Origin of the sequence: Belnapia moabensis DSM 16746, assembly GCF_000745835.1 — a bacterium.
Classification (GTDB): domain Bacteria; phylum Pseudomonadota; class Alphaproteobacteria; order Acetobacterales; family Acetobacteraceae; genus Belnapia; species Belnapia moabensis.
Map to the genome: position 1 here is coordinate 25,239 of NZ_JQKB01000012.1, position 21,249 is coordinate 46,487.

At 71.1% G+C, this 21,249-nt stretch carries 23 protein-coding genes; 10 read left to right on the forward strand and 13 right to left on the reverse strand.

What is annotated here, in order from left to right; translation table 11 throughout:
* Positions 1-28: 28 nt before the first annotated feature.
* Together EP26_RS10075 and EP26_RS10080 are read left to right on the forward strand one after the other, a co-directional pair.
* Positions 29-505, forward strand: a complete 477-nt coding sequence (locus tag EP26_RS10075; RefSeq protein ID WP_043338251.1) for a Fur family transcriptional regulator — start codon at positions 29-31, stop codon at positions 503-505.
* Positions 502-1,344 (forward strand): GNAT family N-acetyltransferase, encoded by an 843-nt coding sequence (locus tag EP26_RS10080; protein WP_052389012.1) that lies wholly within the window; start codon positions 502-504, stop codon positions 1,342-1,344. Before EP26_RS10075 ends, EP26_RS10080 begins: the two co-directional genes overlap by 4 nt.
* A gap of 30 nt (positions 1,345-1,374) precedes the next feature.
* Here EP26_RS10080 and EP26_RS10085 read toward each other — a convergent pair whose 3' ends face one another.
* From EP26_RS10085 to EP26_RS10120, 8 genes are all read right to left on the reverse strand, one after another.
* On the reverse strand, positions 1,375-2,697 hold the full coding sequence (locus tag EP26_RS10085; RefSeq protein WP_043338253.1) for an ABC transporter substrate-binding protein: 1,323 nt from the start codon (positions 2,695-2,697) through the stop codon (positions 1,375-1,377).
* 112 nt (positions 2,698-2,809) lie between these two features.
* Positions 2,810-3,019, reverse strand: coding sequence for a hypothetical protein (locus EP26_RS10090; RefSeq protein WP_043338254.1), 210 nt, complete (start codon positions 3,017-3,019; stop codon positions 2,810-2,812).
* A gap of 62 nt (positions 3,020-3,081) precedes the next feature.
* On the reverse strand, positions 3,082-3,858 hold the full coding sequence (locus tag EP26_RS10095) for an ABC transporter ATP-binding protein (RefSeq protein ID WP_043338256.1): 777 nt from the start codon (positions 3,856-3,858) through the stop codon (positions 3,082-3,084).
* On the reverse strand, positions 3,855-4,643 hold the full coding sequence (locus tag EP26_RS10100) for an MlaE family ABC transporter permease (protein ID WP_043338258.1): 789 nt from the start codon (positions 4,641-4,643) through the stop codon (positions 3,855-3,857). The genes EP26_RS10095 and EP26_RS10100 overlap by 4 nt, the downstream gene beginning before the upstream one ends.
* Positions 4,643-5,713 (reverse strand): alanine racemase, encoded by a 1,071-nt coding sequence (gene alr, locus EP26_RS10105; protein ID WP_408735097.1) that lies wholly within the window; start codon positions 5,711-5,713, stop codon positions 4,643-4,645. The genes EP26_RS10100 and alr overlap by 1 nt, the downstream gene beginning before the upstream one ends.
* Positions 5,700-7,226 carry a replicative DNA helicase gene (locus tag EP26_RS10110; RefSeq protein WP_043338260.1) on the reverse strand — a complete coding sequence of 509 codons (1,527 nt, stop codon included), beginning with the start codon at positions 7,224-7,226 and terminating at the stop codon, positions 5,700-5,702. Before EP26_RS10110 ends, alr begins: the two co-directional genes overlap by 14 nt.
* Positions 7,227-7,376: 150 nt before the next feature.
* Positions 7,377-7,937 (reverse strand): family 16 glycosylhydrolase, encoded by a 561-nt coding sequence (locus EP26_RS10115; protein WP_043338263.1) that lies wholly within the window; start codon positions 7,935-7,937, stop codon positions 7,377-7,379.
* A 353-nt stretch (positions 7,938-8,290) separates the two neighbouring features.
* The gene (locus EP26_RS10120) at positions 8,291-9,529 is read right to left on the reverse strand and encodes an MFS transporter (RefSeq protein ID WP_052389013.1); all 1,239 of its coding nucleotides are present in this window, start codon (positions 9,527-9,529) and stop codon (positions 8,291-8,293) included.
* A 33-nt stretch (positions 9,530-9,562) separates the two neighbouring features.
* Between EP26_RS10120 and EP26_RS10125 the strand changes: the two genes are divergently transcribed.
* The 5 genes from EP26_RS10125 (at position 9,563) to EP26_RS10155 (ending at position 15,175) form a co-directional block, all read left to right on the forward strand.
* Positions 9,563-12,478, forward strand: coding sequence for a helicase-related protein (locus EP26_RS10125; RefSeq protein ID WP_084112436.1), 2,916 nt, complete (start codon positions 9,563-9,565; stop codon positions 12,476-12,478).
* 6 nt (positions 12,479-12,484) lie between these two features.
* Complete coding sequence (locus EP26_RS10140; RefSeq protein ID WP_043338265.1) at positions 12,485-12,784, forward strand: RNA-binding S4 domain-containing protein; 300 nt, start codon at positions 12,485-12,487, stop codon at positions 12,782-12,784.
* Between the two features lie 74 nt (positions 12,785-12,858).
* A complete protein-coding gene (gene fdxA, locus EP26_RS10145) occupies positions 12,859-13,191 on the forward strand; it encodes a ferredoxin FdxA (RefSeq protein ID WP_043338267.1) in 333 nt (110 codons plus the stop codon).
* 278 nt (positions 13,192-13,469) lie between these two features.
* Positions 13,470-14,231: a CarD family transcriptional regulator gene (locus EP26_RS10150; protein ID WP_084112437.1), complete on the forward strand. Its 762-nt coding sequence runs from the start codon at positions 13,470-13,472 to the stop codon at positions 14,229-14,231.
* Between the two features lie 2 nt (positions 14,232-14,233).
* On the forward strand, positions 14,234-15,175 hold the full coding sequence (locus EP26_RS10155; protein ID WP_043338269.1) for a ketopantoate reductase family protein: 942 nt from the start codon (positions 14,234-14,236) through the stop codon (positions 15,173-15,175).
* On the opposite strand, the gene EP26_RS10160 is transcribed toward EP26_RS10155, so the two are convergent.
* The 4 genes from EP26_RS10160 to EP26_RS10175 all read right to left on the reverse strand — a co-directional run bounded on the left by EP26_RS10160 (position 15,155) and on the right by EP26_RS10175 (position 18,481).
* Positions 15,155-16,351 carry an MFS transporter gene (locus EP26_RS10160; protein WP_052389014.1) on the reverse strand — a complete coding sequence of 399 codons (1,197 nt, stop codon included), beginning with the start codon at positions 16,349-16,351 and terminating at the stop codon, positions 15,155-15,157. The genes EP26_RS10155 and EP26_RS10160 overlap by 21 nt on opposite strands.
* A 40-nt stretch (positions 16,352-16,391) precedes the next feature.
* Positions 16,392-17,081, reverse strand: coding sequence for a DJ-1/PfpI family protein (locus tag EP26_RS10165; RefSeq protein ID WP_043338270.1), 690 nt, complete (start codon positions 17,079-17,081; stop codon positions 16,392-16,394).
* Between the two features lie 168 nt (positions 17,082-17,249).
* Positions 17,250-17,819, reverse strand: coding sequence for a TIGR04282 family arsenosugar biosynthesis glycosyltransferase (locus EP26_RS10170; protein ID WP_043338273.1), 570 nt, complete (start codon positions 17,817-17,819; stop codon positions 17,250-17,252).
* A complete protein-coding gene (locus tag EP26_RS10175) occupies positions 17,816-18,481 on the reverse strand; it encodes a TIGR04283 family arsenosugar biosynthesis glycosyltransferase (protein ID WP_043338274.1) in 666 nt (221 codons plus the stop codon). Before EP26_RS10175 ends, EP26_RS10170 begins: the two co-directional genes overlap by 4 nt.
* Before the next feature lie 83 nt (positions 18,482-18,564).
* Here EP26_RS10175 and EP26_RS10180 point away from each other — a divergent pair, with 83 nt between their 5' ends.
* Entirely contained in the window at positions 18,565-19,683 is a 1,119-nt protein-coding gene (locus EP26_RS10180; RefSeq protein ID WP_043338275.1) for a PA0069 family radical SAM protein, read from the forward strand.
* Positions 19,684-19,727: 44 nt separating this feature from the next.
* Here the strand turns inward: EP26_RS10180 and EP26_RS10185 are convergent, their stop codons facing one another.
* Positions 19,728-20,114 (reverse strand): cupin domain-containing protein, encoded by a 387-nt coding sequence (locus tag EP26_RS10185; RefSeq protein WP_052389015.1) that lies wholly within the window; start codon positions 20,112-20,114, stop codon positions 19,728-19,730.
* An 89-nt stretch (positions 20,115-20,203) separates the two neighbouring features.
* Between EP26_RS10185 and EP26_RS10190 the strand changes: the two genes are divergently transcribed.
* Both EP26_RS10190 and EP26_RS10195 read left to right on the forward strand, forming a co-directional pair.
* Complete coding sequence (locus EP26_RS10190; RefSeq protein ID WP_043338276.1) at positions 20,204-20,599, forward strand: cupin domain-containing protein; 396 nt, start codon at positions 20,204-20,206, stop codon at positions 20,597-20,599.
* Positions 20,600-20,639: 40 nt separating this feature from the next.
* Positions 20,640-21,215: a ribonuclease HII gene (locus tag EP26_RS10195; RefSeq protein WP_245624358.1), complete on the forward strand. Its 576-nt coding sequence runs from the start codon at positions 20,640-20,642 to the stop codon at positions 21,213-21,215.
* Positions 21,216-21,249 lie beyond the last annotated feature (34 nt).

Below are 21,249 nucleotides of genomic sequence, written 5' to 3' on the forward strand. Positions count from 1 at the left end.
ACCCCAGGAAGGGCAGACCGCCAGCCGCATGGATACGCCCGCTTCCGCCGACCGTGAGGGCATCTCCCGCATCGAGAGGATGTGCATAGAGCGCGGCCTCAAGATGACCGGGCAGCGCCGGCTCATCGCCCGGGTGCTCTCGGACAGCGAGGACCACCCCGATGTCGAGGAGCTGTACCGCCGCGCCGTGGCGCAGGACAGCCGCATCTCCATCGCCACCGTATACCGCACCGTCCGCCTGCTGGAGGAGAAGGGTATCCTCGAGCGGCGGGACTTCGGTGGCGGCCGCGCCCGCTACGACCAGGCGGATCGCGGCCAGCACTACCACCTGATCGATGTCGACACCGGCAAGGTGATCGAATTCGCCGATCCGCGGCACTTGGAAATCGTCCAGGAGATCGCCGCCCGCCTCGGCTTCGAGCTGGTGGACCATCGGCTGGAGCTGTTCGGCCGGCGCTTCCCTGACGGCAAGGCGCCCCCCACCAAGCCGCGGGACGAGACATGAGGGCCGGGCCCCTCGCAGCCGTGCCCGTGCCGCCCGCCGGCGCCGGCTTCGGCGAGCTGCGGGCCGGCAACCTCGGCGTCCGCATCGCCGAGACGGCGGAGGAGGTCGATGCCGCGCAGGCGCTGCGCTTCCGCGTCTTCTACGAGGAAATGGGCGCGCACCCGGATGCCGAGACGCGGGCGAGTGCCCGCGACCGCGACGCCTTCGATCCCGTGGCCGACCATCTGCTGGTCATCGACCACGACCTTGGCGAGGGGCCGGAATCGGTCGTCGGCACCTACCGGCTGATCCGGCGCGAGGCGGCGCGGGCGGTGGGTGGCTTCTATTCGGCCGCGGAATACGATATTGCGCCGCTGGTCGCCCTGCCCGGCCCGATCCTGGAGCTGGGCCGCTCCTGCGTCGGCGCCAACCATCGCACGCGGGGCACCTTGCAGCTGCTCTGGCGCGGCATCGCGGCCTATGTCTTTCGACACCGGATCGACGTGATGTTCGGCTGCGCCAGCCTGCCGGGGACGGATCTCGACGCGCTGGCCCCGGTGCTGAGCTATCTGCACGCCCATCACCTGGCGCCGCCGGCGCTGCGGCCGCGGGCGCTGCCCGAACGCTACGTGCCGATGGACCGGCTGCCGCCGGCCGCGCTCGACATCCGCGCAGTGCAGAACGAGCTGCCGCCGCTCATCAAGGGCTATCTCCGCCTCGGCGGCTTCATCGGCGACGGCGCGGTGCTCGATCCGCAGTTCAACACCACGGATGTCTGCATCGTGGTGAAGACCGAGCTGATCACCGACAAGTATTCGAAGCATTACGAGCGGAAGCTGGGGCCGGGCGTCTTCGACTGAGGGCGAGGATTTCTCCCCGCCCTGCCTTGGTCAGCCGTTGCGGTAGTGCCGCTTCGCCCGGCGCTCCGCCTCGCGCGCCGCGGCCTCGGGCGTCGCCTGGCCGGAGGCGACGGAGGCGCACATCTGGATCAGCACGTAATCGGCCGCGACGGCGCCGGAGGCGAGGCTGATCGGGCCGCGATAGCCGCTCCAGAAGGGCATGTTCATCGTGTCGGCGAAGACGGCGAGCTTGGGGTCCGAGGTCCAGACGGCGCTCTGCTTGTAGGCGTTCAGCGGATGCGCCCAGTAGCCGAGGCAGCCGAGCAGCCAGGGGTCGTACTGCTCGGCCTCCATCATGAAGGCGAGGAAGGTCTTGGCCACGTTGGGGTAGCGCGTGTGCCGGAAGACCATGGCGTTCATCACCGTCGCCGAATGGGGCGGCGCGCTGGCGAGGCCGCGCGGCATCAGCGCGTGGTTCATATCCTCGGCGATGGGGCGTGTGTTGGGGTCGTTCTTGACGGCGAAGTAGAGCGAGACACCGTTGGCCGTCAGCCAGATCTCCTGCGCCGAGAATGCCCGGTTGTTGGAGGTGTCGGACCAGGAGAGCGTGCCGTTGATGAAGGTGGGGTAGAGGTCCTTCAGGTAGGTCAGGGCGTTGACGGTCTCGCGGCTGTTGATGGCGACCTTGCCGTCCTCGTCCACCAGCATGGCGCCATGCGACCAGAGCAGCCAGTTGGCGAAGCCGTTGCCGTCGCCGACCGCGTTGCCGAGGGCGAAGCCCGCCGGCTTGCCAGCTTGGCGCAGGACCTGGCAGAGCTTCAGGAAGCCGGCATGGTCCTGCGGGATGGCGTCGAACCCCACCTCCTTCAGCGCCGAGATGCGGTAATTCGCCGGGCCGATATTCCCGCCGATCGGCAGGCCGAGCCAGGTCTGCGAGCGGTCCTTCTTGCCGTATTTCTCGGCGAGGAACATCCAGCCGCCATAGCGCTGGCCGAGATACTCGGCGATGTCGGAGACCTCGACGACCTTGTCCTGGTAGATATGCGGGTCGTCGGCCCAGCCGATGACGATGTCGGGCCCGCTGCCGGTATTGGCGACGACGGCGGTCTGCGGGCGGATATCTTCCCAGCCGACGAAATCGATGCGGACGGGGATGTTGTAGCGGTCCTGGAAGGCCTGGGCGTTGCGGCGGAAGATCACTTCGTCCGGCTCGACGAAGCGCGAGGGGCGGATGATGCGGAGGCTGGCGCCCGGCTCCAGCGGCAGGCGGGGCGGGGCGACGTCGCGGCGGGGGATGGCGGGCTGGGCGAAGGCGGGGCCGGTGAGCGCGGCGGCGCCGAGGGCGAGCGTCGCCCTGCGGGTCAGGTTGTGCATGGTTTGTTCCTCCCAAGCGAAGCCTTGGCCGCGGCGACGCCCGGGGCGCCGCCCGGCACGGGGAGGATGCGTCATGCCGGGGGCGGAAAGCGAGGAAAAGCGGCGGCGGCGGTCAGGCTGGCGTATCGACGAAGCCGCGATAGACGGCGAGCACGGTGTCGTCGACCACCAGGCCGCGGTCGAGGAAGCGGTGGAGGATCTTGGCATCGACCTTGCGGCCGCTCGCTTTCATCCGGGCGGCGAGGTCGTGAATGCTGAGGCCGTGCTGGGCGACATAGGCCTGCAGGTCGGATTTCACCTGCTCGCGTTGGGTGGGTGTCATTGCCTGGTTCCTCCCGTGTGGGAGGAGTGAACGCCTGGGCGCGAGCCCCTGTCCAGCGGTGGCTAGCGCCGCAGCTCCATCTGAATCGGCCCCTCGCGCTCGCCATTGGCGAACTGGTCGACCATCGCATTGCCGCTATGGCCGAGATTGCCGGCCGGGCCGGTCCAGACGATGCGGCCCTTGTGGATCATCGCCGCGGTCTCGCCGATGCGGCGGGCGCTGGCCATGTCGTGGGTGATGGAAACGGCGGTGGCGCCGAGGCGCTTCACGCAGTCGACGATCAGCCCGTCGATGACGGCGCCCATGATGGGGTCGAGGCCGGTGGTCGGCTCGTCGAAGAAGATGATGTCGGGCTGGGCGGCGATGGCGCGGGCCAGGGCCACGCGCTTCTGCATGCCGCCCGAGAGCTCGGCCGGGGAGAGGTCGCCGACCGTCTCGGCGAGGCCGACCTGGGCCAGTACTTCCACCGCCTTTTCGCGGGCCTTGGCGCGGGTGATGCGGTTCTGCGCGAGGAGCTTGAAGCAGACATTCTCCCAGACGGGGAGGCTGTCGAAGAGCGCGCCGTTCTGGAACAGCATGCCGATGCGGTCGCCGAGGGCCTCGCGCTCGCGGCGCGGCAGCTTCAGCACGTCGACGCCGTCGATCTCGATGACGCCTTCATCGGGCTCGATCAGGCCGAGGATGCATTTGATCGTCACCGACTTGCCGGAGCCGGAGCCGCCGAGGATCACCATCCCCTGCCCCGCCGCCACGTCGAGGTCGACGCCGTCGAGCACGCGCTTCGGGCCGAAGGCCTTCTTCACGCCGCGCATGCGGATCTTGGGAAGGGCCCCGCTCATTGGGCGAAGAAGATCTCGGTCAGCACGTAGTCGAGTGCGAGGATCAGGATGGAGGAGGCGACCACGGCGGCCGTCGTCGCCCCGCCGACGCCCTGCGCGCCACCCTTGCTGCGGTAGCCGCACCAGGTGCCCATCAGCGCGATGATGAAGCCGAAGACCGCGGCCTTGACGAGGCCCGAGATCACGTCGCCGGTCTGGAGGAAGTCGAAGGTCGACTTCAGGTAGGCGGCGGAGACGAAGCCGAGCTTCAGCGTGCCGATCAGCCAGCCGCCCATGACGCCGAGGATGTCGGCCACCAGCACGAGCAGGGGGAGCGCCAGGGTCGCGGCCAGCAGGCGTGGGGCGACGAGGTATTTCATCGGGTTGGTGGAGAGGGTGGTCAGGGCGTCGATCTGGTCGGTGACGCGCATGGTGCCGATCTCGGCGGCGAAGCTGGCGCCGATGCGGCCGGCGACCATCAGCGCAGCGAGCACGGGCCCCAATTCGCGGACCAGGGAGATGACGACGACGCTGGCGATGGCGCTCTGGGCGTTGAAGCGGGCGAAGCCGGTGTAGCTCTGCAAGGCGAGGACCATGCCGGTGAAGACCGCGGTCAGCGCGACGACGGGCAGGGAGAACCAGGCGACTTCGACGAAGGCGGCCCAGAACAGGCGGCCGTAGAAGGGCGGGCGGACGAGATGGCTCACCGCCTCCAGCGCGAAGAGGGCGACGTCGCCGAGGGTGCGGCAGGCGCCGAGCGTCGCGCGGCCGAGGGCCGCCAGCGGATCGAGCAGGATGGCCGCCATCAGGCGCCGGTGTACTCACGGCGGTAGCGGGCGCCGAGCGAGGTCAGGATCTCGTAGCCGATGGTGCCGGCGGCCGTCGCCAGGTCGTCCGGCGTCTGGCCGGGACCGATCAGCCCGATCCGGTCGCCGGGCGCGGGGAGAGGCACATCGGTCACGTCGAAGGTGATCAGATCCATGGATACCCGGCCAACCAGGGGCACGGGCCGACCGGCGAGGATGCCGGTGGCTCGCCCCGAGAGGGCGCGAAGGTAGCCATCCGCATACCCGGCGGCAACCGTGGCAGTCCGGGAAGGGCGCGGGGCGGTCCAGCTGGCGCCGTAACCCACTGGCGTCCCTGCCGGAATCTCGCGGATTTGCAGGATCGGGGCCTCCAGCCCCACCACTTGGCGCATCGGGTTGGGCCGGGCGGGGGTGGGGTTGATGCCGTAGAGGGCGCAGCCGGGCCGGCCGAGATCGCTGGCGAAATCCGGGCCGAGGAAGAGGCCGGAGGAATTGGCGAAGCTGCGCGGCAGGGGCGGCAGGCGGGCGCAGGCGGCGGCGAAGCGGGTGGCCTGCCGGGCGTTCAGCGGGTGCTCCGGTGCGTCGGCGCAGGCGAGATGCGTCATGACGTAGCGGAGGTCGAGGCCGGCGAGCAGGCCGTGGTCGGCGGCGAGGCGATTCAGCTCCGTCGCATCGAGGCCGAGGCGGGCCATGCCGGTGTCGATATGGAGGATCGCGGGCAGCGGCCGGCCGGCTTGGCGGGCGGTCGTGGTCCAGGCGGCGAGGTCGGGCAGGCCGTTCAGGACCGGGATCAGGTCCCCGGCCTCCGGGTGGCCGGGGGGGAAGCCGTTGAGAATGGCGATCATCGGGCCGGGGCCGATCGCCGCGCGGACCGCGACGCCTTCCGCCAGGTGGGCGACGAAGAAATGCCGGCAGCCGGCGGCGAGCAGGGCGCGGGAGACCGGCGGGGCGCCGAGGCCGTAGCCATCGGCCTTCACTGCCGCGCCGACTCTCCGGCCCTCGGCGAGTTGCCGCCAATTCGCGGCGAGCGCGGCGAGATTGATGGTGAGGCGGGCCTCAATATCCATCATGGCCGATATGCGCCTGGTCGAGATCGCCGAAGCGGGTGAACTCGGCCTCGAAGAAGAGCGGGATTGTACCGGTCGGGCCGTGGCGCTGCTTGGCGATGATGAGGTCGGCGCGGTTGTGGACGCGCTCCATCTCCTGCTGCCACTTCGCGGTGGCCTCGCCGAAGTCGTCGGCCTTCTCGAAGCCGACATCCTTCGGCTGGCGCTGCTGGAGGTAGTATTCGTCGCGGTAGACGAACATGACCATGTCGGCGTCCTGCTCGATGGAGCCGGATTCGCGGAGGTCGGAGAGCTGCGGCCGCTTGTCCTCGCGCTGCTCGACGGCGCGGGAGAGCTGAGAGAGCGCCATCACCGGGACGGACAGCTCTTTCGCAATCGCCTTGAGGCCCTGGGTGATCATCGAGATTTCCAGCACCCGGCTCTCGGGCCGCGTACCGGCCGCGGGGCGCATCAGCTGGAGGTAGTCGACGACGATGAACTCAAGCCCGCGCGTCCGCTTCAGCCGGCGGCAGCGGGTACGGAGGGCGGAGATGGTGATGGCGGGCGTGTCGTCGATGACGAGCGGCAGGGTGGCCAGCTCGCGGCTCACCTCGACGAAGCGGTCGAAGTCGCGCTGCGAGATGTCGCCGCGGCGGATCTTGTCGCCGGAGATGCGGGAGGCCTCGGAGAGCAGGCGGGTGGCGAGCTGGTCGGCGCTCATTTCCAGCGAGAAGATGGCGACGGTGCCGCGGGGCTGGACGTCGGGGCCCTTCTCGCGCGCCTCGCGCACCAGGGCCTGGGCGGCGCCGAAGGCGACCTTGGTGGCGAGAGCCGTCTTGCCCATGCCGGGGCGGCCGGCGAGGATCAGCAGGTCGGAGCCGTGGAGGCCGCCGGTCTTGGCGTCGAGGTCGCGGAGGCCGGAGGAGAGGCCGGAGACGCCGCCGGGCGTCGAGAAGGCCCGCTCGGCGGCCAGCACCGCATCCGTCAGCGCCCGCTCGAAGGTGACGAAGCCGCCCTCCGAGCCGCCATCCTTGGCGAGGTCGAAGAGGCGCTGCTCGGCGGCTTCGAGCTGGGCCTTGGCGTCGAGATCGGGCTCGGCGCCATAGGCGCGGTTCACCACCTCCTCGCCTACATCGACGAGCTGGCGGCGCAGCCAGGCGTCGTGGATCATCCGGCCGTATTCGCCGGCATTAATGATGCCGATCATGGCCGAGAGGAGCTGGGCGAGGTAGGCCGGGCCGCCGACCTCGTCGAGCAGGCCGGAATGCTCGAATTCCGGCCGCAGCGTCACGACATCGGCGAGCTGGCCGGCCTCGATTCGGCGCTGGATGGCGCGGAAGATGCGGCCATGGACCGCATCGGCGAAATGCTCCGGGGCAAGGAATTCGGAGACCCGTTCATAGGCCTTGTTGTTGGCCAGCAGGGCGCCGAGCAGCGCCTGTTCCGCCTGCAGATTGGAGGGCGGGAGCCTCTGGGAGAGGCCCAGCATGCCGCTGTCGAGGCCGGCGAATGGGGCGGACGGGTCCATGGTGTTCATGACGCCAGTCTAGCCCAGACGGGTGGCTGTGGATCATGGGGATGGCTGTGGATAACGGGGGCAACCTCGAAGCTTGCCCCCGGCGTGGCTTTTGGGGCGCCCCATGAGGGGCGCCCGCCCGACATTACCGGCTGGCCTGCTGGAGAATAATTAGCCGATCCAGGTGTCGGTGTAGCTGACCTCGTAGACCGTCAGCGAGGTGTTGGGATTGTTGTTCAGCATGCCGAAGACGGCATCGATGCCGCCATGCTCGAAATCCTTGCCGACATTCTTGGTGATGGTGCCGTAGGTGTGGCCGTCCACCTTGAAGACGAGCTTGTTCGGCGTCCAGTCGAGCGAATACTTGTGCGGCCTGCTCTCGTCGAGGCCATCATAGGTCACGGTGCGGTAACCGTCGCCGCCGGTGGAGGTCTTGTGATGGGCGGTGCCGTAGGCCCGGCCATTGTGGATCTCGGCGAGGTCCATCTCGGTGCCCGGCCACTTGTCGTTGCCCGGCCAGAGCATGACGGCGGAGCCCGCTTGGTTGCCCTTCAGCGCCGCGACGACCTCGTAATGCCCGTAGCCGTTGCCGGCGCTCGCGCCCGTCGGCCACTGCATGATGCCGGAATAACCGGTGAGCGTGACCTGGCCAGCGATGCTGGTGTCGATCTTGCCCCAGGTATGGTTGAGCTGGCCGACGCCACGATTAAAGGTTTCGAAAAAGTTAGCCAAAACTCCAACTCCCTGTCACTTCAATGAAACTGAGCAAACAAGTCCGTGAACAGGAAAACCTGTTACGGCGTATTTCGTCGCAAGGTCAACCAAAACAATTATGCTGACAGAGTATTTCATTGTCGATCGGGATCATTGTCTCCGGCGACATTGACGCCGCCGTGTCGCCCGGCAAGGCGTCGCCACGCGCGAGCGGCACCGCCCCGACGCCGGGCGAGAGCTGGAGCTGCCGGTTCCCATGGCCGAAGCGGCGTAGGGCCAGCTCCGCCCCGGCCGGGCCGAATTCGAGCCCCGTTATCAGCGGGGACCATCAGGCAGTCTGTTCTCGTTGGGCAATCCCGTTCGACGGCGGCTCAGCCTGGGCGCCGGCGCAACACCGCGCGGAGCTGCATCGCCAGGGGCAGGGCGAGGGCGCAGAGCCCGGCCATGGCCCAGAAGCCAGCGCCGCCGAAGCTGGCGTAGAGCGGCCCGCACAGATAGGTAAGCACGCCCATCGCCAGGCCGGTGCCGAGCGAGGCGTGCAGCGTCTGCGCCGTCGCCGCCTGGCCGGGCGGCAGGCCGCCCAGCACCCGCATGGCGGCGAGATGCATCGCGCCGAAGGTCAGCGCGTGCAGCAGCTGCACGGCGATGAGCGCCGGCAGCCAGCTGGTCGAGGCCGTGACGCTCCAGCGCAGCAGGCCGGCGGAGGCGGCGAGCAGGGCCATCCCGCCCGGGCCCAGCCGCTCCATCAGGGGCTTGCCCCAGGAGAGGAAGAGGAGGACTTCCACCACCACCCCCTCGGCCCAGAGCAGGCCGATGACGCCGGAGGAGAGCCCCGTCGCCTGCCAATGCAGGGTGGCGAAGCCGTAGTAGAGCGCGTGGCTGCCCTGGATCAGCGCCGAGAGGGGCAGCAGCCAGCGGAAGGCCGGCTCGCGGAAGGGCGCGCGGAAGCCGCCGCGGCCGCCGCCCGTGGCTTCCAGCCGCGGCAGGCCGCGTGCCGCCAGGACCGTCAGCAGGTAGCAGAGCGAGGCGATCCAGATCACCGCCACGGCGCCCACCGCCTGCACGGCGAAGCCGGCGAGCACCGCCGCCGCGATGTAGCTGGCGGAGCCGGCCGAGCGGGCGCGGCCGTAGTCGAAGCCGAGCCGCCGCGCCGCGCCGAGGCAGAGCGCGTCCGAGAGCGGCACGACGGGGGCGCTCACCAGCGCATGCAGCATGGCGACGGCGACGAGCGCGCCGAAGCCCGGCGCCCCAATTCCAGGTACCCAGGCGAAGCCCGTCACCATGCAGGCCGCCAGCCCCGCGGCGAGGACCAGGATGCTCCGGGCATCGCCGATGCCGTCCGCCCCCCGCCCCACCGCCGGGGCCGCCAGCAACCGCACGGCCGAGGCCAGCGCCAGCACTGCGGCGATCTGCCCCGGCGTCAGTCCATGGCCGGCGAGCACGGCGGGCAGGAAGGGCTGCAGCACGCCCACGGTCGCGAATTGCGCGGCGTAGAGCAGCGCGAACCGCGGCGGTGCGCTCAACGCCACGGGCGGTCGGAGGGGGGCTTCGGCATGCCGCCGAGTAGCGCGGCCCCGCATGAGGTTGCAATCCGCGGCTTTCCGGCCCATGCATTGCGCCGCATGCCGGACACCCATCCCCCTATGTTTGACGCCCGGGTTCGCGCGGTGCTTGGCCCGACCAACACCGGCAAGACGCATCTGGCGATCACCCGCCTGCTGGCGCACAGCAGCGGCATCATCGGATTCCCGCTGCGCCTGCTGGCGCGCGAGAATTACGACCGCATGGTCGCCGCCAAGGGGGAGCGCTACGTCGCGCTCATCACCGGCGAGGAGAAGATCGTTCCGGCGGAGGCGAAATGGTTCGCCTGCACGGTGGAGGCCATGCCGCTCGACCGGCGGGTGGAATTCCTCGCGGTCGACGAGATCCAGCTTTGCGCCGACCCGGATCGCGGCCACGTCTTCACCGACCGGCTGCTGAATGCCCGCGGCATGGTCGAGACCATGTTCCTCGGCGCCGAGACCATCCGGCCGCTGCTCCAGCGGCTGATCCCGCAGGCCGAGATCGAGACGCGGCCGCGCCTCTCGCAGCTGACGCATGCCGGCCCGCAGAAGCTGACGCGCCTGCCGCCGCGCAGCGCCGTCGTCGCCTTCTCGGCCGGCGAGGTCTATGCCATCGCCGAGGCCATCCGGCGGCGCCGGGGCGGCTGCGCCGTGGTCATGGGGCGGCTCTCGCCGCGCACCCGCAACGCCCAGGTGGCGCTCTATCAGAACCGCGAGGTCGATTTCCTGGTGGCGACGGATGCCATTGGCATGGGCCTCAACATGGATGTGGACCATGTCGCCTTCGCTTCCCTGCAGAAATTCGACGGCCACAAGCCGCGCCAGCTCACCGCTCAGGAAGCTGCGCAGATCGCCGGCCGCGCCGGCCGCGGCATGCGCGACGGGACCTTCGGCGTGACCGGGGATTGCCCGCCGCTGCCGGACGAGATCGTCCACAAGATCGAGACGCATAATTTCGAGCCGTTGCAGACGCTGGCCTGGCGCAACAGCGACCTCGACTTCACCAGCATCGATGCGCTGCTCGACAGCCTCGCCGCACCCGCGCCGCAGCCGGGCCTCGCCAAGGGCAATGACGCGACGGACCACATCACCCTCTCGATGCTGGCGCGCGAGGACGAGGTGCGGGCGCTCGCCACCAGCCGCGCCCGGGTGCGGCTGCTCTGGGAAGCCTGCCAGATCCCGGATTTCCGCAAGCTGTCGGACGACAGCCATGCGGCGCTGTGCAGCCGTGTCTTCCGCCACCTGGCCGAGGATGGCGTGCTGCCGGACGAGTGGGCGCTCGGCCAGATCGCGCAATGCAGCAGCATCGAGGGCGATCTCGACACGCTGATGGCGCGGCTGGCCAGCATCCGCGTCTGGTCCTATGTCGCCGCCCGCGCCGACTGGCTGAAGGATGCGGCGACCATCCAGGCCGAGGCGCGGAAGGCGGAGGATGCCGTCTCCGACGCGCTGCATGAGCGGCTGACGGCGCGCTTCGTCGATCGGCGTGCCGCGCATCTCATCCGCCGGCTCGACGACACCGAGGAGGAGCTGCTCTCCGCCGTCACCCGCCAGGGCGAGGTGGTGGTCGAGGGGCATCCGGTCGGCAAGGTCGAGGGCTTCCTCTTCCACCCCGAGGCCGAGGCGGAGACGGAGGAGCAGAAGAAGCTCATCCTCCGCGCCGCCCGCCGGGCGCTGAAGGAAGAGATGCCGCGCCGCGTCGCCGCGCTCGAGGTGGCGAAGGACGATGCCTTCGCGCTGACGGCCAGCCATCGCATCACCTGGAACAATGGCGCCGGCATCGCCGAGGTGGCGCGGCTGCGCCCGGGCTCCGAGCCCTCGAAGCCGCAGGTGGAGCCGCTGCCGAGCGAGTTCCTCGACGGTGCGCAGCGCGAGCGGGTGCGGGCGCGGCTCGCCAAATTCGTCGAGGGGCTGGTCGCCAAGGAGCTCGGCATCCTGGCGACGATCGAGGCCAAGGCGGAGGCGGAGGGTGCGCTGCGCGGCCCGGCCTTCCTGCTGCGCGAGCAGTTGGGCCTCGCCCTCGGCGGGACGGAGGGCAACATCAACCCGGACCTGCGGCAGAAGCTGAAGGCGATCGGCGTGCGCGCCGGCCGCTTCGCGCTCTTCGTGCCGGAGGCGCTGAAGCCGCGCGCCATGGCGCTGCGCGCCCAGCTCTGGGCCATGTCGCGCAACATCGACACGCCGGGCCTGCCGGCGCCGGGCCTCGTCGCCCTGCAGAAGCCGGAGCCGGGGATGGCGACGCCGCCGCTCTGGGCCGACTGGCCGCAGGGCTTCGCGGCGACCATAGGCTGGATCGAGGCGGGGCCGGTGCTGCTGCGGCTCGACGTGGCGGAGCGCATCGCCGCCGAGCTGGGCTACCTGACGCGGCGGGCGCCGGCGCCGCCGCCCCCCGACCTCGCCAGCCGGCTGGGGGTGAAGGCGGATACGCTTGGCGTGACGCTGACGGCGCTCGGCTTCCGGCTGATGGAGCCGCAGCCGCTGGAGGAGGGGCAGTACGGGCCGCCGACGCCGCTGCGCATCGCCCAGCCACGGCCGCAGCACCATGCGCGGGGCGGCGAGCGCCGGCCGCAGGGCCAGCCGCATCAGGGCCAGCGCGATCAGGGCCAGCGCGACCGGCGCCCGCCACACCAGGCCCGGCCGCAGCCGGCCGCGCTGCCGGAGGGCATGTTCGGCCCGCCGGTGCCGGCCGAGCTGCTGCGCGGGCCGCGGCCGCAGCATCAGGGCAAGCCGCATCACCAGCACGGCCGGCCGCAGCACCAGGGCAAGGGGCCGCCGCAGCATCGCGGGCCGCGGCCCGAGGGCAGGCAGGAGGGGCGGCCCGAGGGACGCCCGCAATACCGCCAGGAAGGCCGCACCGACCAGCAGCGGGACCAGCAGCGCCCGCGCCAGGACGGCCCGCCGCGCGGCCCCCGGCCCTCCCAGCCGCCGCGCAAGCCGGAGCCGCGGATCAATCCGGATTCGCCCTTCGCCATCCTGGCGCAGCTCAAGCTGCGCTAGGCGGCGGTGGAGTCCGAAGACCAGGATTGGCAGCGGCTCGACAAATGGCTCTGGTGCGCGCGGGTGGCGAAGTCCCGCGCCGCCTGTGCCCGCATCGTCGAGAAGGGTGGCGTCCGGGTGAACCGGCAACCGACCGACAAGCCGCATTACAAGCTCCGCCCGGGCGACGTGCTGACCTTCGCCCTCGGCAGCGCCGAGCGCGGGGTGGTGCGCGTCTGGCGGGTGCTGGCGCTCGGCGACCGGCGCGGGCCGGCGAGCGAGGCGCGATTGTTGTTTGAAGACATGTCAGGCGACTCTGCCGCCTGACGGCTTGTCAGCCGGGCCGCATCGGTCCATGTCTCGGCCTTGCCGCATGGACTGCGCCGAAGGACCGATCCGCCGTGACTTATGTCGTCATCGAAAATTGCATCAAGTGCAAGTTCATGGATTGCGTGGAGGTCTGCCCGGTCGACTGTTTCTATGTCGGCGAGAACATGCTGGTCATCCACCCGGATGAGTGCATCGACTGCGGCGTCTGCGAGCCGGAATGCCCGGCCGAGGCCATCGTCCCCGACAGCGACGACCGCGCCGCCCCCTATGCCGAGTTGAACCGCACCTATGCGGCGGAATGGCCGAACATCACCCGCAAGGGCGAGCCGCCCGTCGATGCCGACGAGTGGAAGGACAAGCCCGGCAAGCGCGAGATGTTCAGCGCCAATCCGGGCAAGCCGTAAGGCCCCTGCCGTCTCAGGATTGGGACGACGCTCTCCGGGCGGACACCTGGGTGACAATCCCGGGAAATAATGCTATGGTTCCGGGATGATGACAAAGCCGTCCCGGTTCGTTCGTCCGAGCCCCGCAGGCACCGAAAACGGGCCTGCCCCTGTCGCTTCGGCCCGAGCAATGAACCGGACCGGCGCTGAGCCGATGACAAGTCCTGGCGGTCACCCCATCTGTGCGCCCCTCCCCGGCGCCATGGGGCGTCGCCGGTGACGCAGGAGAGTTACCCGGAATGAAGCAACCCGCCCGCGCCAAGCCCTCGGCCCCGAAGGCCGAGACGAAGCCCGCCCGCGCGGTCGCCGCATCGGTCGCCAAGTCGCCCGCCAAGCACGCCGCCGGCAAGCCGGAGGCCGAGGCGCCGGAGCCACGCGGCATGGCCGAGGTCCAGGCCGCCGCGCCGGTGCCCCCGCCCCTGCCGGTCTTCTCGACCGGCGCGCCGCCCAGCGGCCCGATGCCGATGCGCCGCGATACCCATCCTTCCATCCCGCCGAGGCAGCCTTCCAAGCCCGTGGAATTCAAGGCCGGCGACCATGTCGTCTATCCGACCCACGGGGTCGGCACCGTCCAGGGCATCGAGGCGATGTCCGCGGCCGGGCTCACCCTCCAGGTCATCGTCGTCACCTTCGACGAGAACCGGATGACGCTGCGGGTGCCGGTGAACAAGGCCGCCTCCTCGGGCCTGCGCAAGCTGGCCGCGCCGGATTCGATGCAGGAGGCGCTGGACACGCTGAAGGGCCGTGCCCGCATCAAGCGCACCATGTGGTCCCGCCGCGCCCAGGAATACGAGGCGAAGATCAACAGCGGCGACCCGGTGGCCATCGCCGAGGTAGTGCGCGACCTGCACCGCAATGCCGGGCAGCCGGACCAGTCCTTCTCGGAGCGGCAGATCTACGAGCAGGCGATGGACCGGCTGGCGGCCGAGCTCGCCGCCATCGACCGCACCGACAAGGCGGCGGCGACGACCAAGCTGCTGGACCATCTGAAGGCCGGCTGAGCATGCGCATCCTCTGCCTCGGCGCTGGGGCGCTTGGCGGCTATTTCGGTGGCCGCCTGGTGCAGGCCGGGGCGGATGTCGCCTTCCTTGTCCGGCCGGCGCGGCAGGCACGGCTGGCTGCCGAAGGGCTCGTCATCGAGAGCCCCTTCGGCGATGCGCGGTTGCCCGTGCGGACGCTGACCACGGCCGGGCCGGGCTTCGATATCGTGCTGCTGACCTGCAAGGCCTACGACCTCGATGCCGCGATCGAGGCCATCCGCCCCGCCATGGGGCCGGGGACGGCGGTGTTGCCGGTGCTCAACGGGCTCTCGCATATCGCGCGTCTTCAGCGGGAATTCGGCAAGGGGCAGGTACTGGGCGGCCTGGCCAAGATCCAGGCGACGCTGACGCCGGGCGGGGTCGTCAGGCAGCTGAGCGATTGGCGCTGGCTGACCTTCGGGGAGCTGGATGGCAGCGCCTCGGAGCGGACGCGGGCGCTGGCGGCGCTCGCCGCACCGGCCGAGGGGATGGTCGTCGAGGCGGTGCCCAACATCATGGCGCGGATGTGGGAGAAGCTGGTGCATCTCGGCACCACCGCCCTCGGCACCGTGCTGATGCGGGCCAATACAGGCGAGATCGCGCGGGCGCCGGGTGGCGTCGCGCTGATGCATCGCGTGCTGGAGCGCAACGCGGCCATCGCCGCGGCCAATGGGTTCCCTGTCCGGCCGGGCTTCGTCGAGGAGTTCCGGCGGATCTTCGCCGATCCGGCGGGGGGCTATGCGGCGTCGATGCTGCGCGACCTCGAGGCAGGCGGGCGGATCGAGGCGGATCATATCCTCGGCTTCCTGCTGGAGGCGGCGAAGGCGGCCGGCGTTCCGCATGAGCTGCATGAGGCGGCCTATGTCCACGCCAAGGCCTTCGAGCAGCGGCGCGATGCGGGGCGGCTACCGGCGCTTCAATCGTAGGCCCAGCAGCAGGATCGCGACGGCGGCCAGCGCCAGGGCCGGCGCGGCACCCAGCCCCGCGAGGGCCAGGCCCATCAGCACAGGCCCCAGCGACTGGCCCGTGAAGAAGTGGAAGGCATGCAGCGCGACGGCGGAGCCGCGAGCCTCCGGCGCCAGCTCCGTCACGCGGGTCTGGATGCTGTTGTGGATCATGTAGAAGCCGGTCCCGAGCGCCAGCCCGGCCAGGATGAAGACCGCCACCGTCTGCGCCAGGCCGAAGCCGATCAGGGCCAGCGCCGCGAGCGCCGCGCCGAGCACCACCATCCGGCCCTGGCCGAGCCTTGCCAGCAGGGGCCGGGCCACCATCGCATAGACGACGCCGCCCGCGCCGAAGGCGGCGACGGTCATTCCCGCTTCCGCCGTCGCGCCGAGCGAGCCACCGAGGCCGCGCGCCTCCAGCATCGGGGCGAAATAGGGGAAGGTGCCGAAGACCAGCACGCCCTCGATCGCCACGGCGGCGTAGAGTAGGCGGGCCTGCGGCAGGGCGAGGATGCTGCGGTAGCGGCGGATGGCGCGCACCGCGTCGAACCGCCCGCGCGGCTCCGGCGCCCGGCTGAGGGGAATGGTCAACATCACCACCGCGGCGGCGGCGGCGAGCGCGGCGCAGAGCAGCATCACGCCGCGCCAGCCTATCGCGCTGCCGAGCGCCCCGGCGACGGCGCCGCCGGCGATCTGGCCGACGATGGAGAAGACCAGCAGCCGGCTGAGCGCCACCTGCCGCCCCTCCATCGGCACCGCGTCGCCGACGGCGGCGAGCGTCAGCGGCATGATGCCGCCGGCGGCCATGCCGGCGAGCGCCCGGAGCGCCAGCAGCACGCCGAGGCTCGGCGCCAGCGGGGCCAGCAGGCAGAACAGGGTCAGGCAGCAGAGGCCGACCTGGATGATGCGCCGCTTGCCCACCGCATCGCCGACCGGGCCGAGGATGGGCTGGATCAGCGCGAAGGGCAGCGCATAGGCCGAGGCGAGCAACGCCGCCTGCTGCACGGGAGACCCGAACTCGGCGGCGAGCGTCGTCACGAAGGGGTCGAGCACCCGGCCGCCGAAGGCCCCGGCGAAGCAGGAGATGCCGAGCAGCAGGATCAGCCGCCGCACATCGGTCCTGGGCTCGGCGACGGGCGGGATCTGATCGAAGGCCATTCGCCCGAGTGTGCGCTGCACCGCAGCATCGGGCAACAGGTCAGGCGGCGAGGCGCGCGGCCACCCGCCGGACCAGCGCCTCGCGCTCGGCCCGCATCCCTGCCCCGCGCGCCTGCGCGGCGGCGAGGACCGAGGAGGGCGCCGTCTCCGGCCGGCCGGCATTGAAGGGCGGGGCCGGGGCGTATTCGATCTGGAGCTGGATCGCTTGCGCCGCCTCGGGCCCGGCGATCTCGGCGGCGATGGTGAGGGCGAAGTCCACCCCCGCCGTCACGCCGCCGCCGGTGACGAGGTTGCCGTCCTGCACCACGCGCTCCTTCACCGGCACGGCGCCGAGGGCGGCGAGGAAGTCGTGGCTGGCCCAATGGGTCGTCGCGCGGCGGCCGCGCAGCAGCCCGGCGGCGCCGAGGACCAGCGCGCCGGTGCAGACGGAGGTGAGGTAGCGCAGCCCCGGTGCCTGGGCGCGTAGGAAGGCGAGCACCGCCTCGTCCTCCATCAGCGCGGCGACGCCCGGCCCGCCGGGGATGCAGAGGATGTCGAGCTGCGGGCAGTCGGCCATCGCCGTGTCGGCCAGCATGGTGAGGCCGGTATCGGCGCGGACCGGGCCGGCCTCCTTCCAGATGAGGCGGACCTCGGCGCCGGGCAGGCGGCTCATCACCTCATAGGGGCCGGTGAAGTCGAGCTGGGTCAGCTTCGGGAACAGCAGGAATCCAATGGAGAGCAGTGCGGTCATGGTTGGTCCTCCCCCTTCATCCTGCCATGGCCGCGCTCCTGCGCCAGCAGGAAGCGCCGGGGAGGACGCGTCGCGTCAGCGCGGCCGAAGGCCAGCATGGCGGTACCGGCATGAGGATCGGTCAAGGCCGCGGCGAGACCGGTGGCAGGCGCCGGAGGTGCCTCGCACTCACCGTTGCCGTCGCAACTCCCGCAGGTCGGAGGCGGTATCCACATCGCGTAGCCGGCGCAGCAGGGCCACCCGGTGGCAGGAGAAATTGGCCAGCGTATCCGCCAGCGCATGCTCGCTCGACCAGCGCACCCGGGCGAAGGGGGCCTCCGGCCGGCGCGGGCCGAAGCCGACCAGCCAGTAGCCGCCATCCTCCGAGGGGCCGAAGACCGCATCGGCCCGGCCGAGCGCGCGGAATGCGGCGGCGATGTCGGTTGCGTCGAGCGCCGGGATGTCGCTGCCGATCAGCACCGCACGCCGGTGACGGCCGAGGGCGCGGGCCATGCGCTCGCCGAGGTCGCCCCTGCCCTGCGGGTGCGGCGCCACGCCTGGGTGCCAGCGCGCGCCGTCCGGCGTCCCGGCCAGGATGAAGCGCCAGCGGCGGTCATGGCCGAGGCGCCGGATCAGCCGGGCCACCTGGCCGCGGTGGAAGCGGAGCGCCGCCATGTCGCCCGTCTCGCGGGCCAGGCGGCGCTTCACCGTGCCGAGGCGGGGAGCGCGGGCGAAGAGGATGAGCGTGTCGCCTTTCATCCGTAAAGCTTTCGTATCACGCCCGGCGGCAGGCCGAGGAACCAGAGCGAGAGGCAGAGCAGGTTGCGGGCCGAGCGGCGGCGCCAGCCCTCGCGGTGCCAGCGGGCGGCCGAGGTGAGGGCCGCGGCGGGCATCGGGGCGAGGCGGCGGCGGCCAAGGCGGCGGACCAGGTCGACATCCTCCATCAGCGGGATCGGGCGGAAGCCGCCCGCCTCAGCGTAGAGGGTGCGGTGGATCAGCAGGCCCTGGTCGCCGTAAGGCAAGGCGAGGACGCGGCAGCGCCAGGCGACGCGGCGTTCCAGCCGGCGGGCCTCGGGCGAAGGGTCGTCGAGGGCGAAGCGGAAGTAATGGGCGCGCGTGGGGTCGTGCATCGCCGCCTGGACTGCCTCCCGCCAGCCGGGGCCGGGCCTGGTGTCGGCGTGGAGGAAGAGCAGCCACTCGCCCTCGGCCGCCGCCGCGCCGGCCGCCAGTTGCACCCCACGGCCGCGTGGGGCGGCGACCACCCGTGCGCCGGCCCTGCGGGCGAGGTCGGCCGTGCCGTCCGTGCTGCCGCCATCCACCACCACGGCCGGCAGGCCTACGCAGGCTGCCAGCACGGCGCCGAGGCTGGCGGCCGCGTTCAGCGCGGGGATGATGACAGTCGGGGTTTGTTCTGCAGGCACTTTAACCAAGCGTTCCCACGATGTTCTTGACAAGCCCTTCCGCGACAGGCAGGGTTCCGAGGAACAGAGAAGGAACGGTCGCCATGCCGGACGGATCGTCTGTTTCCGCCCTCCTGCCGGGCGCACGCAAGGGCCGCGGTGCGGTCTCGAACCCGGCCATCCGCTACGAGAGCACGGCGCGCGAGCCCTTCGACGACGGCTGGGACAGCCTGGCCGAGCTCGCCGACCTGCCGCCGCTGCCGACCACGCTGGTGCGGGAGCGGTCGCGGAGCGCGCTGACCTATAACGACAGCCCGGATATCGGCTTCGACCGGTCCCTCAACAGCTATCGCGGCTGCGAGCATGGCTGCATCTACTGCTATGCGCGGCCGAGCCATGCGCATATCGGCTACTCGCCCGGCCTCGATTTCGAGACGAAGCTGCTCTTCAAGCCGGACCTGCCGGCGCTGCTGGAGAAGGAGCTGCGCCGGCCCGGCTATGTGGCGAAGCCGGTCGCGCTGGGGGCGAATACGGACCCCTATCAGCCGGTCGAGCGGACACTGCTGCTGACGCGGCAGGTGCTGGAGGTGCTGGAGCGCTTCGGCCACCCTGTCACCATCGTGACCAAGTCGGCCGGCGTGCTGCGTGACCTCGACATCCTGGGGCGGATGGCGAAGCGCAACCTCGTCCATGTCTGCCTGTCGGTGACGACGCTCGATGCGGCGCTCGCCCGGCGGATGGAGCCGCGGGCGGCGACGCCGCTGCGGCGGCTCCAGGCGATCCAGGCGCTGGCGCAGGCGGGCATCCCGGCTGGGGTGCTGGCGGCGCCGATGATCTCCGGCCTCAACGATGCGGAGCTGGAGCGCATTTTGTCCGAAAGCTGCAAGGCCGGCGCCACCCGCGCGGGCTATGTGCTGCTGCGGCTGCCGCTCGAGATCCGCGGCATGTTCGAGGAGTGGGTGCGCACCCATTTCCCCGATCGCGCCGGCCGCATCCTCGCCCTGGTGCGCGAGACGCGGGCGGGGGCGATGTATGACAGCCGCTTCGGCACCCGCCAGACCGGCACCGGCGCTTATGCGGACATGCTGGCCAACCGCTTTCACCTGGCGTCGCGCAAGCTCGGCTTCGGCAATAGCCGGGTCGCGTCCCAGGGCCTCGACTGCAGCCAGTTCGCGCCGCCGCCGGAGACCCCCGCTCCGGCGCGGCAGCTGGAACTGCTGTAGAGGATGGCCGGGCCAGCTTCCCCCGGCCCGGCCGTCCGCCCCCCTTACTCCTCCGCGGTGAAGAATTTTTGGCCGGCGGCGAAGACGTTCGGCCGTAGAAAGATGCCGAGGATCAGCGCGCCCTCCGGCCCGGCCCAGGCGACGTGGGTATTGCCCGCCGGCCGCCAGACGAACTGGCCGGGCAGGCATTCGCCCTCCTCGTCGACGAAGCGGCCTTCGAGCACATAGGTCTGCTCGATGGCGGTGTGCTCGTGCAGCGGCACCTCGGCGCCGGGCTCGAGCTTCAGCAGCAGCGTGCACATGCCCGACGGGTCGCTGTAGAGCGTCTTGGAGCGGATGCCGGGGAAGGCGCTCTCCTCCCAGGGCATGTTCGCCGGGTCGAGGAAGACCGAGGGCGGCGAGGGCTCGGGCGCGAGCAGGCGTTGGCGCATTGGGACGCTCCCCTTGTTGGTTGGCCGAAAGCCTATGCCTGCCCGCGGCGCTTCGCTAGAATTCGTGCGACAGGGGAAGGAACGGACGGATGCGCTCTCGTCGGGGATTCATGGGCTGCGTCCTGTGCACGGCGGTCGGGCTGGTGGCGACCAGGGTCGAGGCGCAGACCGGCGGGGTCAGCCGCAAGATGCTTGGCACCATCGACTATCCGGGCGACGGCAAGGTCTCCATCCTGATGACGGTCGAGATCGCGCCGAATGCCGTCATCGCGCGCCACACCCATCCGGGCGTCGAATCCTGGGTCGTCATGGAGGGCGAGGTGATGCTGGAGGTCGAGGGCCAGCCGGCCCGGACCTACAAGGTGGGCGAGGGCTTCCAGGTGCCGCCGGGCGTGCCGCATGGCGGAAAGAACGGGCCGGCGACCTCGAAGATCGCCGCCACATTCATCGTCGAGAAGGACAAGCCCCTCGCCTCCCCGGCCTGACTTCGCGCTGGAGAGCGAGGCCGGGGGCCGCGTCGCGGGCGTGGACGAGGCCGGGCGGGGGCCGCTGGCCGGGCCAGTGCTGGCAGCCGCCGTGGTCTTTCCACGCGGGGTGCCGCAGGCGCTGGCCGCGCTGCTCGACGACAGCAAGCGCCTCAACGCCGCCGCGCGCGAGGTTGCCTTCGCCGCGCTGCGGGAGGCGATGCGGCGGGGCGAGGCGGAGGGTGCCGTCGCCGCCGCCTCGGCGGTCGAGATCGGGCGGCTGAACATCCTGCGCGCGACGCATCTCGCCATGGCACGCGCCGTGGCGCGGCTGGCGGTGCCGCCCGGACTCGTGCTGGTCGATGGCAACCGGGCGCCGCCGCTGCCCTGCCCGGTGCGCTGCGTCATCGGCGGAGATGGGCGGAGCCTGTCCATCGCCGCCGCCTCGATTCTCGCCAAGGTGGTGCGCGACCGGGCGATGGCGCGGCTCGATCCGCGCTGGCCGGCCTATGGCTTCGCCCGCCATGCCGGCTACCCGACGGCGCTGCATCGCGCGGCGCTGGCCGAGCATGGGCCCTCGCCGCATCACCGGCGGGGATTCGCACCTGTCGATCAGGCGGCGCTTCGCTTCGGTTGACCCGGCGAGTCCACCCGGCGATTGTGGTCCCTCA

Coding starts and splice junctions, on each gene's coding strand:
- EP26_RS10100 (WP_043338258.1), bottom strand. CDS start 4,643: ATGGCGGCCATCCTGCTCGATCCGCTGGCGGCCCTCGGCCGCGCGACG.
- EP26_RS10190 (WP_043338276.1), top strand. CDS start 20,204: ATGCGCTCTCGTCGGGGATTCATGGGCTGCGTCCTGTGCACGGCGGTC.
- EP26_RS10155 (WP_043338269.1), top strand. CDS start 14,234: ATGCGCATCCTCTGCCTCGGCGCTGGGGCGCTTGGCGGCTATTTCGGT.
- EP26_RS10165 (WP_043338270.1), bottom strand. CDS start 17,081: ATGACCGCACTGCTCTCCATTGGATTCCTGCTGTTCCCGAAGCTGACC.
- EP26_RS10180 (WP_043338275.1), top strand. CDS start 18,565: ATGCCGGACGGATCGTCTGTTTCCGCCCTCCTGCCGGGCGCACGCAAG.
- EP26_RS10085 (WP_043338253.1), bottom strand. CDS start 2,697: ATGCACAACCTGACCCGCAGGGCGACGCTCGCCCTCGGCGCCGCCGCG.
- EP26_RS10080 (WP_052389012.1), top strand. CDS start 502: ATGAGGGCCGGGCCCCTCGCAGCCGTGCCCGTGCCGCCCGCCGGCGCC.
- alr (WP_408735097.1), bottom strand. CDS start 5,713: ATGATGGATATTGAGGCCCGCCTCACCATCAATCTCGCCGCGCTCGCC.
- EP26_RS10095 (WP_043338256.1), bottom strand. CDS start 3,858: ATGAGCGGGGCCCTTCCCAAGATCCGCATGCGCGGCGTGAAGAAGGCC.
- EP26_RS10170 (WP_043338273.1), bottom strand. CDS start 17,819: ATGAAAGGCGACACGCTCATCCTCTTCGCCCGCGCTCCCCGCCTCGGC.
- EP26_RS10185 (WP_052389015.1), bottom strand. CDS start 20,114: ATGCGCCAACGCCTGCTCGCGCCCGAGCCCTCGCCGCCCTCGGTCTTC.
- EP26_RS10125 (WP_084112436.1), top strand. CDS start 9,563: ATGTTTGACGCCCGGGTTCGCGCGGTGCTTGGCCCGACCAACACCGGC.
- EP26_RS10120 (WP_052389013.1), bottom strand. CDS start 9,529: ATGGGCCGGAAAGCCGCGGATTGCAACCTCATGCGGGGCCGCGCTACT.
- EP26_RS10110 (WP_043338260.1), bottom strand. CDS start 7,226: ATGAACACCATGGACCCGTCCGCCCCATTCGCCGGCCTCGACAGCGGC.
- EP26_RS10160 (WP_052389014.1), bottom strand. CDS start 16,351: ATGGCCTTCGATCAGATCCCGCCCGTCGCCGAGCCCAGGACCGATGTG.
- EP26_RS10150 (WP_084112437.1), top strand. CDS start 13,470: ATGAAGCAACCCGCCCGCGCCAAGCCCTCGGCCCCGAAGGCCGAGACG.
- EP26_RS10090 (WP_043338254.1), bottom strand. CDS start 3,019: ATGACACCCACCCAACGCGAGCAGGTGAAATCCGACCTGCAGGCCTAT.
- EP26_RS10075 (WP_043338251.1), top strand. CDS start 29: ATGGATACGCCCGCTTCCGCCGACCGTGAGGGCATCTCCCGCATCGAG.